13 protein-coding genes are annotated in these 16,703 nt (G+C 60.5%); 8 read left to right on the plus strand and 5 right to left on the minus strand.

The annotated features are described in order from the left end of the window. Positions 1–35 precede the first annotated feature (35 nt). The 6 genes from DIE23_RS18005 (at position 36) to DIE23_RS18030 (ending at position 6,795) form a co-directional block, all read left to right on the plus strand. Positions 36–935: an NAD(P)-dependent oxidoreductase gene (locus DIE23_RS18005; RefSeq protein WP_124613370.1), complete on the plus strand. Its 900-nt coding sequence runs from the start codon at positions 36–38 to the stop codon at positions 933–935. A gap of 39 nt (positions 936–974) precedes the next feature. Further along, positions 975–2,402, plus strand: a complete 1,428-nt coding sequence (locus tag DIE23_RS18010; protein WP_124613371.1) for an MFS transporter — start codon at positions 975–977, stop codon at positions 2,400–2,402. A 186-nt stretch (positions 2,403–2,588) separates the two neighbouring features. Next, entirely contained in the window at positions 2,589–3,671 is a 1,083-nt protein-coding gene (locus DIE23_RS18015; RefSeq protein WP_124613372.1) for a Gfo/Idh/MocA family protein, read from the plus strand. Positions 3,672–3,802: 131 nt separating this feature from the next. After that, entirely contained in the window at positions 3,803–4,765 is a 963-nt protein-coding gene (locus DIE23_RS18020) for a sugar phosphate isomerase/epimerase (protein WP_124613373.1), read from the plus strand. A gap of 15 nt (positions 4,766–4,780) precedes the next feature. Next, positions 4,781–5,671, plus strand: a complete 891-nt coding sequence (locus DIE23_RS18025; RefSeq protein WP_221623349.1) for a shikimate dehydrogenase — start codon at positions 4,781–4,783, stop codon at positions 5,669–5,671. A 215-nt stretch (positions 5,672–5,886) separates the two neighbouring features. Continuing rightward, positions 5,887–6,795 (plus strand): DMT family transporter, encoded by a 909-nt coding sequence (locus DIE23_RS18030; protein WP_260436103.1) that lies wholly within the window; start codon positions 5,887–5,889, stop codon positions 6,793–6,795. A gap of 460 nt (positions 6,796–7,255) precedes the next feature. Here the strand turns inward: DIE23_RS18030 and DIE23_RS18035 are convergent, their stop codons facing one another. The 5 genes from DIE23_RS18035 to acnA form a co-directional block, all read right to left on the minus strand. Continuing rightward, a complete protein-coding gene (locus DIE23_RS18035) occupies positions 7,256–8,026 on the minus strand; it encodes an ABC transporter substrate-binding protein (RefSeq protein ID WP_311767822.1) in 771 nt (256 codons plus the stop codon). 49 nt (positions 8,027–8,075) lie between these two features. Continuing rightward, positions 8,076–9,080, minus strand: coding sequence for an ABC transporter substrate-binding protein (locus tag DIE23_RS18040; protein WP_124613375.1), 1,005 nt, complete (start codon positions 9,078–9,080; stop codon positions 8,076–8,078). A gap of 67 nt (positions 9,081–9,147) precedes the next feature. Beyond that, positions 9,148–10,326 (minus strand): 2-methylaconitate cis-trans isomerase PrpF, encoded by a 1,179-nt coding sequence (gene prpF / locus DIE23_RS18045; RefSeq protein ID WP_124613376.1) that lies wholly within the window; start codon positions 10,324–10,326, stop codon positions 9,148–9,150. A 3-nt stretch (positions 10,327–10,329) separates the two neighbouring features. Beyond that, on the minus strand, positions 10,330–11,409 hold the full coding sequence (locus DIE23_RS18050) for a lactonase family protein (RefSeq protein WP_124613377.1): 1,080 nt from the start codon (positions 11,407–11,409) through the stop codon (positions 10,330–10,332). Positions 11,410–11,411: 2 nt separating this feature from the next. Next, positions 11,412–14,012 (minus strand): aconitate hydratase AcnA, encoded by a 2,601-nt coding sequence (gene acnA, locus DIE23_RS18055; protein WP_124613378.1) that lies wholly within the window; start codon positions 14,010–14,012, stop codon positions 11,412–11,414. Positions 14,013–14,156: 144 nt separating this feature from the next. Between acnA and DIE23_RS18060 the strand changes: the two genes are divergently transcribed. Together DIE23_RS18060 and DIE23_RS18065 are read left to right on the plus strand one after the other, a co-directional pair. After that, complete coding sequence (locus DIE23_RS18060; protein WP_260436104.1) at positions 14,157–15,164, plus strand: GntR family transcriptional regulator; 1,008 nt, start codon at positions 14,157–14,159, stop codon at positions 15,162–15,164. 134 nt (positions 15,165–15,298) lie between these two features. Next, on the plus strand, positions 15,299–16,591 hold the full coding sequence (locus DIE23_RS18065) for an MFS transporter (RefSeq protein ID WP_124613379.1): 1,293 nt from the start codon (positions 15,299–15,301) through the stop codon (positions 16,589–16,591). Positions 16,592–16,703 lie beyond the last annotated feature (112 nt).

Below are 16,703 nucleotides of genomic sequence, written 5' to 3' on the forward strand. Positions count from 1 at the left end.
CGACATAAATTTATGTCTTTTAGGAGTATTGAATCATGAAGAAAGTCGGTGTGGTTGGGCTCGGAAACATGGGTATGGGCATGGCGAAAAACCTGGTCGCAGGCGAATTCGCAGTCACGGCCTACGACATGAGCAAGGACAAGCTGGACGATTTCGTCGCGTACGGCGGCAAAGCCAGCGCGAACGTTGCTGCGGTAGGCGCGGCGTCGGACGTCGTATTCGTGATGGTCGTCGATGCTCGACAGACCAGGGATGTATTGGTCGGAAACGGCAAGCTTCTCGCCTCGATGAAACCGGGATCCGTTGTGGTGCTCACCGCTACGATCGGCAGTCCCGCTGTTCGCGAAATGGGAGAAGCCGCGAAGGAATACAAGATTCACGTCATCGATTCGCCCGTCTCCGGCGGAAGAATCGGAGCCGACGCGGGCGAACTGACGCTCATGATGTCGGGCAACAAGGAAGCCTACGAAATGTGCCTTCCGGCATTCAAGGCCATCGCGAAGAATATCAACTACATCGGCGAAGAAATCGGTAAGGGCCAGGTCATGAAAGCCTGTCTGCAGGGCCTCGTCGGCTGTATCTACTCCGGGATCTTCGAGGTACTCGCACTCGGCGTGAAGGCGGGTCTTTCGGCTGAGTCGATCTTCAACGTCATCGGCACGAGCGTTGCCAATACACCGATTTTCCAGAACACCGTGCCGGTGATCATGGATCGCAAGTTCACGGGAAGCGGATCCAACATCTACAACACGTACAAGGATCTGACCATCACGATGGCCCTCGCGCAGGAGAACGGCGTGCCGATGATGACCACCGGCGTGGCGACCCAGTTCTTCCAGGCGGCCAACACGCGGTATCCGACGGACGACAACCAGTGCCTTATCAAGCTTCTCGAGGAAGTGATCGGGGTTGAAGTGAAACGGGCAAACACCTGAGCGAACTAGCGAAGGGATAACAGTTGGAGGAGATGAGACATGAGCACGTCATCAGAACGCATAACCCGCAGTAAATCTCAGGTCAACAAGGCAGCAGCCAGCGGCTGGATGGGATCTGCACTCGAGTACTACGATTTCTTCGTCTACGGCACAGCGGCGGCGCTGTTCTTTCCGCAGTTGTTCTTCCCCAAGGGCGATCCGACGGTTGCGATCATGACGTCGCTGGCGACCTATGCCGTTGGCTTCGTCGCTCGACCGTTCGGCGCGTTCTTTCTCGGCCATTGGGGCGACCGGCACGGTCGGAAGAGCGTGCTCGTTTTCTCGATGATCCTGATGGGGATTTCTACTGCGTGTGTCGGCCTCTTGCCGACCTATGAGCAGGTAGGTGTCTGGGCTCCGGCGACGCTCATCATCTTGCGCCTGATTCAAGGCTTCGCACTGGGCGGCGAACAGCCCGGCGCCAACTCGATGGTCCTTGAGCACGCGCCCTTCGGCCGACGTGGCTTCTATGGAAGCTTCATCGCGCAAGGCACGCAGGCGGGGCAGATTCTCGCCGCAGGCGTCTTCCTGCCGCTCCTTCACTTCATGCCGCAGCAGATGTTCTATAGCATCGGCTGGCGGATTCCGTTCCTGTTCTCCGTGGCAATCGTGATCGTTGGCCTGTTCGTTCGCCGGAAGGTCGACGAAACCCCGGAGTTCACGAGAGAACAGATGTCCGGTCAGGTCTCGAAAGCGCCCATTCTCGAGACCTTCCGTTTCGCATGGCCGGATATGCTGAGAGTGATCGGGATGGCACTCGCTTACGTTGTACCGGCAACGATTACGGTGTTCGGAGCCGCCTATGCTGCACAGCCCGCCTATGGAATCGGGTTCCCGAAGGAACTGTTCCTCTGGATTCCAGTGCTGGGTAATGTAATTGCCGTTGTCACGATACCGTTCGCGGGCGCTCTCTCGGACAAGATCGGTCGTCGGCCGACGTTCGTGATCGGCATGATCTGCTCCGGCATTGCCACTGTTCTCTACCTCTACGCCATCAGCATTCACAGCGTCATGCTCACGTTTATCGTCTCGATGATCGCGTGGGGTGTGGTCTATCAAGGCTACAACGCTATCGTACCTAGCTTCTGGCCCGAGCTTTTCCCGACGCGCTTCCGGGTTGCCGGCAACGCGATCTCTCACAACATCGGTGTCGTGCTTGGCTCCTTCATCCCGATTTTGCTCGTGGCCGTCGCTCCGCCGGGCACGTCCAATATTCCGATGAGGGTCGGTGCGATTGCCTTCGCGGTCGCCTGTCTTGCGGCGTTCGCCGCATGGAGCGCACGCGAGACATATCGTGTTCGCATGGAAGACCTTGGCAACAAGCATGCGATACCAGTCGACAAGATCGAGTACGAACTAATCCGAAAGGAAGCGATCCGCAAAGTCCCGTCCAGCCAGCCCTTCGCTGAAGAACACGGACACTCCTGATTCGAACCAGCCCTGCTGTTTGATCGCGACACGGCAGGCCCTCGACGTCTCGATCACCGGAGATAAAGCAATGAACCGGGAACGTTCCTGACTGAGCGAGCCCCACGCCTTGCACCGCGCGTGGCCTGGAAACTTCCGCCACGCTCAATTCACCTACCGCGTTACGTCCATCACGAGGAGACTCACGTGACAGCAGACAACGACAAGTCGGTCCGAATCGCAGTAGCAGGTGCCGGCCTGATTGGGCAAGAGCACATCAAACGGGTTCTCGCGACGCCGGGTGCCAGGCTGGCCGCCATTGTCGACCCTGCCCCGAAAGCAAAAGAGCAAGCAAATAGCCTTCAAGTCGCCTGGTACCCGGATCTGGAAGTCATGTTGGCTACTGACAAGCCCGATGGCGTCGTTGTCGGACTGCCGAACCCGCTTCATTTCCAGACAGGTATGCAGTTGGTCAGGCATGGGGTGACGATGCTGATGGAGAAGCCAGTTTGCGATTCCGTCGCCGAGGCTATCCGGTTCGCCGACGCAGCCGAGCAGGCCAACATTCCCGTTCTCGTTGGTCATCATCGGCGTCACAGCCCGCTCACGCAACGCGCGAAGGCCATCATCGACTCGGGACGACTGGGGCGAATCACGGCTGTGCAGGGATTCTGCTGGTTCCTCAAGCCAAGGGACTACTTCGAAGGGAAGACCGCATGGCGCGGTCAGCCCGGTGCCGGCGTCCTGCTTCTGAATCTCATTCACGTCATTGACGATCTTCGGAACCTCTGCGGCGACATCGAAAGCGTGCAGGCGGCGGCGTCGAATGCGGCGCGTGGCTTTCCGGTCGAAGACACCGTCGGCATCATCCTGCGATACCGCAACGGTGCCATCGGTACGTTGGCAATTTCCGATGCTGCCGCGGCACCATGGAACTGGGAGATGACGGCGGGCGAGAACAGGGCTTTTCCTCGAACAGATGAAGCCTGCTATTTCATAGCGGGCATGGAGGGCTCCCTGTCGGTTCCACGTCTTGAGCTCTGGAGTCATGGAACCGACTTGAGCTGGTGGTCCCCCCTGCGCTCAGAGCGGGCCGCTGTGCCCGAACAGGATCCGTTCACATTGCAGTCGACCAGTGATCCGTTGTCCAACCAGATGCAACATTTTTGCGAGGTCATCCGCGGTACCACGAAACCTCTGCTCGACGCGCGTGGCGCGGCCAGAACGCTGGCGGCCACTCTTGCAGTGAAGGAAGCGGCTGCGACCGGTCAGGTCGTCACACTTTCGTAGCGGCCGCCAATTGGACTCGTTCCGCATTCGACGCATCCCCTATCCCCTACCGTGGAAGGGAGCGAAGCCGCGTAAGGAAGGCGAGCACGAAAGGCCCGTCGATGGATTCACCCCTTTTGAAGAGGCAACAAATGAAGATCGGGCTCGTTTCCGACAGTCTGTCCCACCTCTCGTTGGAAGATCTGCTCCAGGCAGCACAAGAGACAGGAATCGAAGGCGTAGAGATCAACACCGGCAACTGGTCGTCGGCCCCGCACGTCGATCTCGATGGCTTGCTCGTCAGCAGTGACAAGCGACGCGCATTTCTCGATGCCCTCGACAGTCGCGACCTCTCCCTGATCGCCCTGAATTGCAATGGCAATCAGCTTCATCCGACGGACGGAGCGCGACAATCGGCGGTGATACGCAACACGATCCGGCTCGCCGCCGAGCTGGGTCTCGACAAGGTGTGCCTCATGTCGGGTCTACCGGGCGGTGCACCCGGCGATCGCACGCCAAACTGGATCGTGTCGTCGTGGCCTCCGGAAACGCAACAGGTACTCGACTGGCAATGGAACGAAGTCCTGTTGCCGTACTGGAGCGCGCTCGTGAAGTTCGCGTCGGAACAGGGGATCAACAAGCTGTGTATCGAACTGCACGGCAATCAACTCGTTTACAACGTTCCGACACTGCTGAAGCTTCGTGCGGCGGTGGGTCCAATCGTCGGTGCAAACCTCGATCCAAGTCATTTGATGTGGATGGGGGCTGATCCGCTGGAAGCCGTCGATGCCCTTGGCGACGCGATCTATCACGTCCACGCAAAAGACACCCGAATCAACGCGGCCCGGTGCGCCACGACGGGGTTACTCGAGAACGGTCCTCTCGACAACATCGCAGCGCGTGCATGGAGCTATATCACGCTCGGCTATGGGCGCCCGGAAGCCTGGTGGAAAGACTTTTGCTATCGCCTGCGCGTGAATGGCTACGATGGCTGGCTTTCCATCGAACATGAAGACGTGCTGATGTCACGTATCGAAGGGGTGCGCCGCTCGGTTGCTTTGCTCAAATCGGCGGCACCCGTCGACGTGGCCGACTTCGCGCCTCAGCCTATCTGATTCATGGAGGACATCATGCCCGAAACGAAACCCGCGATCCTGATCGGCCTGATCGGCGCAAACCTTCAGTTTTCCAAAGCGCCTCAGGTTCATATGCAGGAAGGGGAAAATTGCGGAATGCGCTACGTCTATCGCCTGATCGATCTGACCGCGCTGGGTCTCGGTAATGATGCGTTGCCGAACCTTCTCCAGGCGGGACGACAGCTCGGCTTCAACGGCTTTGCCGTCACCCATCCCTGCAAGGAGGCTATTCTTCCGCACCTTTCCGAACTATCTGACGATGCACGGTTGCTGGGCGCCGTGAATACGGTCGTGCTCGAAGACGGCAAGTGGATCGGTCACAACACTGACTGGTTTGGGTTCGCGAACTCGTTCCGGCGTGACATGGCGGGTGTCAGAACTCATCGGGTAGTTCAACTGGGGGCAGGTGGCGCGGGGAAGGCCGTCGCCCATGCTTTACTCACGTGCGGAGTTCAGCGCGTGGATCTCTGGGTCCGCAATCCGCAAAAGGCAAAGCCTGTAATCGACGGTCTCGCCGCTGTTCACGGCGCCGACCGGATCGGTCTTGTCAACAACCTGGCCATGGCCATTGCCGGTGCGGACGGGCTCGTCAATGCGACACCCATCGGTATGGACGCACATCCCGGGTGCCCACTCCCGACACATCTATTGCGCCCCGACCTGTGGGTCGCCGACCTCATCTACTCGCCTGCGGAGACAGAACTGCTTGGAGCAGCCCGCCTCAAGGGAGCCCGAACACACAACGGCGAAGGCATGTTCTTTTCGCAGGCCGCCGAGCAGTTTCGTCTGTTCACGGGAGTCTCGCCAGACGAGCGACGCATGAAAGAACACCTGAAACTGATCAGTCGGACCAGACACCAGGCTACTTGTCAGCCCGGAGCGTGACATCGTCGGACTCGTCGCCAGCCTGCGTTCCGATCGGTTTACAGCAACATTGCAGCATAATGGGGCGCCGTGGCCGCGGCGCCTCGTACGACCCACAACCTGGATGAACGATTGCAGAGTCGAATCGGCGATGATACAGATCGCCATGGTCAACGATCGCTGGACATATTGCCGGGTATCAAACCGGGCCGACCCAAGAACGCACTGAGAACTGAATGGCTGTTACCCGCTTAGCTAACGTCCCAATGACAGCCGAGGCTGGCGTCGCGCTGATGGTAGTCACGACCGCGACCTTTGCCGCGAGCGATTCCGTCGTTAAAGTAATCGGTACGGCGGTCCCCTTGACAGCAATTCTTCTTGGACGCTACATATTCCAGGCAATCGCTCTCGGTGCATGGCAGGCTAGAGGCGGAATCAGTCGGTTCCGCCACGTGGGTACGCTGAAGCTTCAGGTGTTGCGCGCTTTTCTCCTGCTCCTTAATTCAGCCTGCACTTTTGCCGGATTGCGCCTTTTGGCACTGCCGGTCAGTACGTCGCTCGCGATGATGGCGCCATTGATATCGACGTTGCTCGCGGCGACGCTGCTCAACGAAGAAGTGTCGAAGGCCAAGTGGTCCATGGTGACGCTAGGCTTCATCGGGATGCTGATCGTCGTCAGACCAGGCAGCGGCGAGTTCAGTTGGGCGGTTGCATTTCCTATCGGCGCTGCCACAACCTTTGCGTGCTTCCAGGTTGTCTCGAGCAAGTTGTCGACATCTGGCGACCCTGTTACAACCAATTTCTATACCGCACTGATCGCGAGCATCGCATTAGCGTCGCTTCTATGGGTCGACCAGGCCACTCTTCTTCCTGCGATCCGCGAGGTCACTGCTGGGAGCTGGCTTTTGGTCATCTTGATGGCATCGCTTGCCACTTCGGGTCATCTGCTTATGCTTCAGGCGTTGCGTCGAACGCCGCTTGCCGTGCTGACTCCGTTTGGCTACGCTCAACTTGCCTTCGCCACATTCTTCAGTTGGCTGCTGTTCGGGAAGGTTCCGGACCTGTGGACCGTTGCCGGAATGATCGTGATCGCGGTCAGCGGGATCGGCACCATGTTTATGCACGCGCGCCCGCGGGCTCAGTGAGCGTGGCGGTTCAATTAATAGCGGTTCATGTGGGCCCGGCCATCATTGTCGTCCGTCGATGCAGTCGTCCCCTGGTCTCTCAGGTTCTGCGACCTCAACGGGCGAGAACAATAGACATCAACTGACGGCGTCGGGTACAGACACGGCGTCGGATCGCCAAGGTTGACTGAAACCTGCTCAGGACCGCTATCCGTATGAGGGCATTAATCGGCAAGCGCGCGTCGCGCATCGGGCGGGTTTCGCAGTGGAGCAGCAGAATGGAGCGAGTAAACAGGATGTCGAGACAACCGGACACTCGGGTCGCTGCAAGATTCACGGTGGGCGGATTTACGATGCCGCGTCGTGATGAATCGATACACTGCCGTACTCGGCGTGCACCATTAAAAGAACTCCGCGGCCCGCGCCAGAATGTCGCGCTTTTCTCTGATGCTCGAGTTTGCGGTCGAACCTACCCGGTGGATCAGACCGTCGCGACGGTAGCACCGAGTATTCCGTGTTCGACCAGAGCGTGCGACACGAAGCCGGACGCGATCACTTGCACGACAAACTCATTCAGAAGGCGAAATGCGGCCGGTCTGCCCTTGGGTGTTCCCATTGCCTGCTCGATGACCATGAATTGGCCGGGAAGCATTCGCAAACCGGGCAACCTGTTTGCATCGAATTCGAGTTGCTGCCTGACGCCAGCCGCGACTTCACACCCTTGCGCCAGCATTGTGTCGACGACGGCCGGCGAGGTCGCGGACCTCACGATCGTCGCATTGTGAAGCATGCGTGTGAGGTATAGATCGTACGCGCTTCCCTTGCCGACGACGACACGGGTGCCGATTTCGTCTACCGCTTCGTTGGAGCGGACAGGAGAGACCTCGGGCACGAGATAGGCCCCTTCGATCAGGACGTAAGGGCGAGTCTGATCCATCGCATTGCCACGTACGGGGTCGCGAGCGACGAACGCAACGTCCCACTCGCCGCGCTCGCAGCCGGCCACCACGTCGCCGGCTGCGTCGTACAGGACGAGTTGGAGCGAAACGTCGAGCAGCCCGGCCAGTTTCGTAGCCAGATCGACGGAGACGCCTTTCGCTTCGCCCGACTCCGGATCACGATGGGCGAGAATCGGATTGCCGAAATTAATGGCTGCACGAACGCATCCGGCCGGTGTCAGTTCGGCGATGCCCTGCGAAGTCACATACATGCTGTTCGATGTCGTATGCATTGTCTCGACGACCTGCTTCATGCGATTGGCTCGACGCAGCCCGCTGCATCCGGCCATCCTGTCCGTGGCGTTACTTGACGCGGTTCACGAAGTCATTCGTATACGTTCTGGACAGGTCGATATGCTTCCCCTTGATATTGGGATTGAAATCGCTCAGCACCTTGAGCACGGTTTCCGGGCCGCCTGCAGGCATCTTGCCGTCCGACGAGTACATCGGCAGCGAGGCTTTCAGCGCCTGGACATAAAGTACCTTGTTGCCGCCGTAGTAATCCGCCGGCATCTTTGCGGCGATTTCGTCAGCGGAATGGGTGTGGATAAACTGCAGCGTTCTGACAAACGCTCTCGCGAGCTTCGCCGTTTCCGGTTTGTGCGCGTCCGCCCACGTGCGCTGGACATACAGACTGGAGGCAGGATAAAGCCCACCGAGCGCCGCTTTGGTGCCATCGATGCTACTCAGGTCCACCAGCACCTTCGCATCGCCCCCCGCTCGCAGCAGAGACGTCGTGGGTTCGGTCGTCCATGCCACGTCGACACGCTTCTGCTTCAACGACGCAATCAGGCTGTTACCCGCACCGACCGGCAACATCGAATAGTCGGTTGTGTTGAGGCCGTGGCGAGCGGCCAGATACTGACCGAGAAACGTCGAGGATGATCCAAGCCCCGTCACACCCAGCGTCTTCCCCTTGATGTCGCCCATGCTTCTGATCTGACCGGCGACATCCGAGCGAACCATCTCCATGCTGCCGGGCACGAGCCCGAACACAACGATGGTTTCGATTTCCTTCCCCTTCGCCTGCAGATCGATCGCGTGATCGTAGAAGCCGACCACCGCTTGCGCGGCGCCCGCGAGCAGCTCGTTCTCGGCATCCACGCCAGCTTGCTGCGACTGGAGTTCGACGTCGAGACCTTCGTCCTTGAAGTAGCCGAGATTTTCAGCCAGCTTCGGCGGTAGATAGATCAGCTTGTTGATGCCTCCGACAAGTATCGTGATTTTTTCTGCCGCGACAGCGTTGGCTCCGTGAAACGCGCACAGAGTTGCTGCGACGATGGCGCTACGACGAATGACTCGATGCATGAAATGTCTCCTCCTATTGATCGACGCCGGATGCGCCGCGCTATATCGGGGCGGTTGCGCCGCGACCTTATTCAACATTCACGGCGGACGCCGGAACCAGAACGGAACCTTCCATCAATCGGCGGGCACTTCGGCTCATGATGGCCTTGGTCACGACCCAGGTTCCGTCACGCTGCTCCGCTTCCGCGCCCACTGCCATCGTTCCTGACGGGTGGCCGAACCGGAGTTGCGATAGCGTTCTGCCGCTCACGAGGCGGTTGACGATCGTACCGGGAATGGCGCCCGCGACCGCCAGCGCGACGGCACCCGTACCCGTCATCGCATGATGAAGCTTGCCCATCGACAGAATGCGCGCGTTGATATCCACCACGTGCGGATCGACGCGCTTGCCGCTCGATGCAACGTATTCCGCGGGCATCGAGACAAACGCCAGTTTCGGCGTGTGAGGCCGCAGTGACGTCACTTCCTCAGCCGTCGCAGCCAACCCCATTCGCACGGCAGCGTGTGCGCGGATTGCCTCGCACTTGGCCAACAGCGCGGCGTTGCCGTTCACTTCCGCCTGCATCTCGTTCCCGCGCAGGCCGAGCGCTTCCGCATCGATGAATATCGCCGGATTGCCGGCATTGATCAGCGTGACCTCGAATACGCCGTGACCGGGTACGTCGATCGAGTCGATCGAACGGCCGGTAGGAAACATGCCGCCTGTCACGTCCTCGCCCTCTTCAGCACCGCCCGGATCAAGGAACTCGATTCGGATCTCGGCTGCGGGAAACGTGACGCCATCGAGCTCGAAATCGCCTTCCTCGACGACTTCACCGTTCTTCATCGGCACGTGGGCGATGATTTTCGCGTTAATGTTCGCCTGCCAGATGCGCACCGTCGCCACGCCGTTTTCAGGTGCGTCGACGAGGCCCTGAGCGATCGCAAAGGGGCCGACCGCCGATGTCAGATTCCCGCAATTGCCCGACCAGTCGATGACGGGGTTCTCGATGGATGCCGCGCCAAACCAGTAATCGACATCGCAATCCGGTCGCGTCGACGGCCCCACCAGGACGACCTTGCTCGTGCTCGAAGTCGCGCCGCCCATCCCGTCGATCTGCTTGCCGTACGGGTCCGGGCTGCCAATCACCCGAAGCAGGATTTCGTCACGCCGAGCGGCGTCCGCCGGCAGGTTGTCGGCACGAAAGAAGACGCCTTTGCTGGTACCTCCTCGCATGTAGACGGCAGGGATGCTGTACTGCCCCATGAATTACTCCTCGTTTGTCTTGAATAGGATGCAGACCGGACTGCCAGTCTCGATGACGCGACCAGTCGGTACCGGTCGGCCCATCGCCGCATCGACGGCGTACTGGACGATCGTGTGCGAATGCTCGTTGGCGACGTACAAATAGCGACCGTCGGGGCTCAAGCAGAGAAAACGCGGACATACACCCAGTGCGGACGTCCAGTGAACGCTCGCGGGCAGCCCTGTCGCGGCGTCCAGCGCCACGGTCGCGACACTGTCGTGCCCGCGATTGGTCACGTGAAGCGCGCGTCCATCCGGCGCGATCGCTATGCCGGCGGCACGGGACTGCCCGTGGAACGCTGCGGGGATGATCGAAACCGTGCTGAGCGGTTCGAGTTGCCCGGTCTGCGGCTCGAATGACCACGTGGTGACTGTGGAGTCGAGTTCGTTCGACACATAAATCAGCGGCAATTCCGGATGGAACGCGGCATGGCGCGGCCCCGCCCCTTCGCGGCAGCGCGCGCTCCGCACGACCGGCGAACCCGCGCCCTCGGCCCAACAAACGGCGAAGACCGTGTCGAGGCCTTTGTCCGGGACGATATGCCAGTCCGTATCGAAGCGGCGTGTGACGTATCGAGAAATGTGATGCGGGTGGGATCCGGTCTGCTCGATGCGATGCGGGCCTGTCTTGCCGGTCAACGAGAGCACCGGCGCAATGACCTCGCCCAGTCGGCCGTCGTCGGCAATCGCCAGCCTGCTCGCCGTCCCCGTCGCGTAACCCGCCACAACCAGCGATGTGCCATCGCGAGACAACGCGAGATGGACCGGATTGCGTCCCTCGCACGGCTGATCGTTCAGCGCCGCAATGCGTCCCGTTGCCGGATCGACGCGATACGCGCTGACCGAGCTTCCGTCGCCATGCACGGCATAGAGCACATCCTGGCGGGCGTTGAATGCCAGGAAGCTCGGGTTGACGAGCGGTTCGAGCGTCTGCAGGTGCGCCCAGGCGCCGGTATCGTCTACCTCGTACACGACGATACCGGTCCCTCGCGCATTGCGCTCCCGCGTGGTACGGCAGCCCACGTAGGCGAACGTGCGAGACATGATCAGGCTGCCTTGCCAATTTCGTCGGCGATCCGCGGAAGCAGGCCGCCTGCATTGAAGATTTCCGCTTCCTCCTCCGTATCGATGCGACATTGGACCGGCACGCTGGCGACTTCCCCGTTCTTGCGCGTGATCCGCAGCGACAGCGGCATCGACGGCGCGACCGGACCACTCAGCCCGTCGATCGCGAATACTTCGGAGCCGTCGATCCGCAACGTCGTCCGGTCGGTTCCATCGGGAAACTCGAGCGGCAACACGCCCATGCCGACCAGGTTCGAACGATGGATGCGCTCGAAATTCTCGCAGACGACTGCACGCACGCCGATCAGCCGCACGCCCTTCGCCGCCCAGTCGCGTGACGATCCCGAGCCGTAATTCTTGCCCGCGATCACGATCAGCTCCTGGCCACGCTCCATGTACTTCTCGGCCGCGTCGAACAGGCGCATCGTCGTGCCCTCCGGTTCCATCCGGGTAATCGACCCTTCCTGGCCGCCGGCCATCTCATTGTGCAGGCGGTTGTTCGCGAACGTCGCGCGAATTGCCACCTGGTGGTCACCACGGCGGGTGCCGTACGAATTGAACTCGGCGGGACTCACGTCATGCGCGATCAGGTACTCACCGGCTGCACTCTCCGGCAGAATCGCGCCCGACGGAGACAGATCATCGGTCGTCACGTTGTCGCCAAACACGCCGATGGCACGCATTCCGTCGAAACGAGCCGGTTGGGTCAGGCTCGGCTGCCAATATGGCGGACGGCGGATGTAGTTGCTGTTTTCACGCCAGGGGAAGCGTGCCGGAACGGCACCGGCTCCATCGAGCTGCTCGGTCTTGCGGAACATTTCCGCATAGATACGCAGATACTGCTCGCCATGGAGGCTTGCATTGAGCAAGCTGTCGATCTCCTCGTCGCTCGGCCAGAGGTCTTTCAGATAGACCGGATTGCCTGATCGGTCGGTTCCGATGACACCGTTCTCGATGTCAACGTTGATCGTCCCGGCAATCGCGTAAGCGACCACCAGCGGCGGGGAAGCAAGAAACGCCTCCTTGACGCGAGGATGAATGCGGCCGTTGAAGTTTCGGTTACCCGACAGCACCGCAACGGCATGCACGTTACGGCTGACGATGTCGTCCTCGATCTCCTTCGGCAACGGCCCCGACATCCCGTTGCACGACGTGCAGCCGAACCCGATGATGCCGAAGCCGAGCGTCTCGAGGGGCGCCATCAGATCCGCCTCGCGCAGATAGCGCTCCACCGGCTTCGATCCCGGAGCAAGAGACGTCTTGACCCATGGCTTGCGCTCGAGTCCCAGCTCGACCGCTTTGCGGGCCACCAATCCTGCCGCGATCATGTTGCGCGGATTGGACGTGTTCGTGCAACTCGTGACGGCAGCGATGACGACCGCACCATCGTCGAGCGGCGTCGCCGACGAGGACGCGTGTAACCCTGCGGGCGTTGCGTCCGGTCGGGCGATGCCTCTGGAGACGAGGCTCGCGAGCGGCACGCGATCGTGCGGGTTCGACGGCCCCGCGAGCGCGCGTCCGACCGCCGACAGATCGAACGAAAGAACGCGATCGTATTCGGCGCCCGCGAAATCGTCCGCCCACAGCCCCTGCGCCTTCGCATAGCTTTCCGTCAGCGCGATCTGGGCATCGGAGCGCCCGGTCAGACGCATGAAGTCGAGCGTCTTTTCGTCGATGGCGAAGATTGCAGCCGTTGCACCAAATTCTGGCGCCATGTTCGAGATCGTTGCACGATCGCTCAGTGTCATTGCGCGGGCGCCGGCGCCGTAGAACTCGATGATCGTACCGACGACCTTCTGCTTGCGCAGGAATTCCGTAATGGCGAGCACCAGGTCGGTCGCTGTCACGCCCGGTTGGCGGAATCCATTCAGTTCCACCCCGACAATGGTCGGCAGCCGCAGCCACACCGCGCGCCCGAGCATGACGGATTCGGCCTCGATACCGCCGACTCCCCAGCCCAGCACGCCGACCGCGTTGATCATCGTCGTGTGGCTGTCCGTCCCGACAAGCGTATCGGGAAATGCCACGCCGTCCTGCAGTTGAATGACCGGCGACAGATATTCGATGTTGACCTGATGCAGGATGCCGTTGCCGGGCATCAACACGTCGAGATTTGAAAACGCCTGCTTGCACCAGGCCAGGAATTCGAAGCGTTCGGCGTTCTTCGTTTGCTCGATCGCCATGTTCTTGGCCATCGCGTCCGGATCGTGCCCGGCGACCTCCACGTTCAGCGAGTGATCGACGACCAGATGTGTCGCCACGACCGGATTGATGGTCGTCGGGTCTCCGCCTGCTTCCGCAATCGCGTCGCGCATGCCGGCGAGGTCCACCAACGCCGGCGTGCCGAGCAGGTCCTGCAATACGACGCGAGCCGGATAGTACGGAAAGTCGACGTCGTGGCGACGCTCGGACAATGCCTGAAGGTAGCGGCCAGCCTCCGAGGCGGGCTGCCTGCGAATGATGTTTTCGGCGAACACTCGGACGCTGTAAGGCATGCGTGCAAAGGAAGCCGGATCAACGGACTGCATCGCGTCGGCGACGCTGACGTATTCGACAGACTGGTGGGGAAGCGTACGGGACATCGGGGTTTTCTCCTAGGCAATGCTCAGCGGCTTGCGTTTCGATGTAGTGCATTTTATGATCATAAAACGCAATAAGCAAATGCAGTCTCGCCTGGGAATTACCCTGACCTCAGGACGTCGCCCAGTCACCGATGGGAGCAGCCAATGGCAAAATCACAACCCGGCTTTTCAGTTGCACCGCCGCATCCGGCGGTCGTGAACGGTCATTTGCTGCCCCCAATCGACATGGAACCGTCCACAGAATCGCCCGCCACTCCACTTACGCCGCTTCAGACTCGCGTCGCACGGGAAATCCTGGCCCTGGCCAGGCGCGAGGATCTCGCCATCGGCGACCGGCTGGCGGAATCGATCCTCGCCGAGAAAATCGGCACATCCCGCACGCCCGTCAACGTTGCCCTGCATCACCTGGTTTCGCTCGGTGTGATCTATTACGACCCGAATCGCGGCTTCTTCATGGCCAAGCCTGCGCGAGACGTGACGGAGGTCGCCGCGCAGTTCTTCAACGAGCCGGACGATCCGCTTTACTTGAAGATCGCGGAGGACCGCCTCGCGCATTGCCTGCCCGACGTCGTGACTGAAGCCGACCTGATGCGCCAGTACGACGTGTCGCGCAGCGAGCTGCGCCGGGTGCTGTCGCGTATGCAGGAGGAGGGCTGGATCGAGCGGCAAGTCGGCCACGGCTGGCAGTTCATGCCGATGATCGATTCCGTGGAAGCGTACGAAGAGAGCTATCTGTTCCGTGCCGCGATCGAGCCGACCGGTGTCATGTCGCCGACTTTCAGCGCGAACCGTGTCGAGCTGGAGGAGCTTCGCCGCCGGCAGCGCTTCATTGCCGAAGGCGGCTACCTCACCATGAATTCGGTAGAACTGTTCGAAGCAAACAGCGAGTTCCACGAAACGATTGCGAAATGGTCCGGCAACCGGTTCATTGCGCAATCGGTCCGCCGGATGGATCGGCTGCGCCGCCTCGTCGAGTACCGACAGGCCAGAGCCCGCAAGCCCAGGCAGGAACAGGCCCTTGAACACCTCGCGATACTCGACGCAATCGCCCAGCACGATCTGCTCCGCGCGGCGGCGCTGTTGCGCGACCATATCGAGGGCGCTCGACGCGCCAAGGTTCACGCACAGGAGGTCTTCACGCCGCGGACGTAATTTTCCTTGCCCTTCCCGCGGTCCTCGCCGACCGCTTTTTTTATCATCATAATTGCGTTTTGTTATAACAAAATGCTAAACAGCGAACCCTGAGCCACTCCGGCGTCCGAGGTTCCGGAACATTGGAGACAAGCATGCCGTACCGCCGAGGCTGGATAGCCGTCTTTCTCTTTTCCCTGTCCATGATCAATTACATGGACCGTATCGCGCTCTCGATTGCAGCCAAACCGATCGCGAGCGAATTCAAGCTGACGGCTGTCGGCATGGGATATCTGTTTTCGTCGTTCATCTGGAGTTATGCGTTGTTCCTGCTTCCGATGGGCTTTCTGATCGACCGCTTCGGCACCAAGCGCATGGCGGGAATCGGGATCTTCGTGTGGTCTGCCGCAACGGCGCTGACAGGCGCGGCAACAAGCTTCGTGACGCTCATGGCCGCACGCCTGGTGATGGGCGCTGGAGAATCCACCAGCAACCCCGCAGGCGCGAAGGTCATTCGCCAATGGATACCGGCCAACGAGCGCGGCATGGTGACGGCAATGTTCAACAGCGGTTCATATGCCGGTCCGGCCATTTGTTCCGTGTTGCTGGGTACGCTCGTCTCGCTGTTCGGCTGGCGAGTCTCGTTCGTCATCGCCGGGGGAATCGGTTTTGTATGGCTCGCCGCGTGGCTTGTGTTCTTCGACGCTCCGGAGAAGGCACGCTGGTTGAGCGGAGAAGAGCGTGAAAAGATCGTGCGCGAGCGCGACGCAAAGCCTGTCAGTACAGAGGGCCCCGTGACAGAGACGACGGGCCTGCTCGCGCTGATGCGCTCGCCGACCCTTTGGGGGCTCGCCATCACGCAAGGCTGCAACGTCTACACGCAATATCTGTTTCTGACCTGGCTGCCCAGTTATCTGCAGGCAACCCGCCATTTGAGCCTGACGCATACGGGCTTCTTTGCGGCGGTTCCCTATGCCGCATCCGTCGTCCTGTGTATTCTGGTCGGTCGACTGAGCGATCACTACCTCAAGAAGGGGGGCGTCGGAACCGGTCGACGTCGCAACGCCGTTGCGCTTGCGATGCTCACTGGCGCAGCGATTCTTGCAGTGCCTTTCACGTCGAACCTCGCGACACTGCTCGTCGTGTTCTCGATCACGCTGACCGGTATCGCCTCAACGACATCGCTGAACTTCGCATTGTTGAACGATCTGCTGCCCAGTTCTCGAGACATCGCGAAGGCGATGGCGTTCGTGGTCATCGGCGGCAATGCCTTTGGCATGGTTGCGCCGATCGCAACCGGTTATGTGATCAATGCCACAGGCAGCTATAACTGGGCATTCGGCATTGCTGGCCTGCTGTTGCTCGCAGGCGCGACAGTCGTCTTGACAATGACGCGTTCACCGATGGTTCGTCGTTCACGTGCCGCGAACACTCGTGTTGCGGCATGACCCTGTGTTGCGCGTGGATTCCCTTTTCCGGAGAGTGTGAGCGAGCGTCCGATCGCAATGTGGGTCACCCGCCCAGGGCGGGTGCTGCTCTACAGCATGCGATGTCGGCGAC

This window comes from Burkholderia sp. Bp9143 (assembly GCF_003853645.1).
In the GTDB taxonomy this organism is placed as follows: Bacteria; Pseudomonadota; Gammaproteobacteria; order Burkholderiales; family Burkholderiaceae; genus Burkholderia.

Coding starts and splice junctions, on each gene's coding strand:
- DIE23_RS18040 (WP_124613375.1), bottom strand. CDS start 9,080: ATGCATCGAGTCATTCGTCGTAGCGCCATCGTCGCAGCAACTCTGTGC.
- DIE23_RS18050 (WP_124613377.1), bottom strand. CDS start 11,409: ATGTCTCGCACGTTCGCCTACGTGGGCTGCCGTACCACGCGGGAGCGC.
- DIE23_RS18020 (WP_124613373.1), top strand. CDS start 3,803: ATGAAGATCGGGCTCGTTTCCGACAGTCTGTCCCACCTCTCGTTGGAA.
- DIE23_RS18030 (WP_260436103.1), top strand. CDS start 5,887: ATGGCTGTTACCCGCTTAGCTAACGTCCCAATGACAGCCGAGGCTGGC.
- DIE23_RS18035 (WP_311767822.1), bottom strand. CDS start 8,026: ATGAAGCAGGTCGTCGAGACAATGCATACGACATCGAACAGCATGTAT.
- DIE23_RS18005 (WP_124613370.1), top strand. CDS start 36: ATGAAGAAAGTCGGTGTGGTTGGGCTCGGAAACATGGGTATGGGCATG.
- prpF (WP_124613376.1), bottom strand. CDS start 10,326: ATGGGGCAGTACAGCATCCCTGCCGTCTACATGCGAGGAGGTACCAGC.
- DIE23_RS18060 (WP_260436104.1), top strand. CDS start 14,157: ATGGCAAAATCACAACCCGGCTTTTCAGTTGCACCGCCGCATCCGGCG.
- DIE23_RS18065 (WP_124613379.1), top strand. CDS start 15,299: ATGCCGTACCGCCGAGGCTGGATAGCCGTCTTTCTCTTTTCCCTGTCC.
- acnA (WP_124613378.1), bottom strand. CDS start 14,012: ATGTCCCGTACGCTTCCCCACCAGTCTGTCGAATACGTCAGCGTCGCC.
- DIE23_RS18010 (WP_124613371.1), top strand. CDS start 975: ATGAGCACGTCATCAGAACGCATAACCCGCAGTAAATCTCAGGTCAAC.
- DIE23_RS18025 (WP_221623349.1), top strand. CDS start 4,781: ATGCCCGAAACGAAACCCGCGATCCTGATCGGCCTGATCGGCGCAAAC.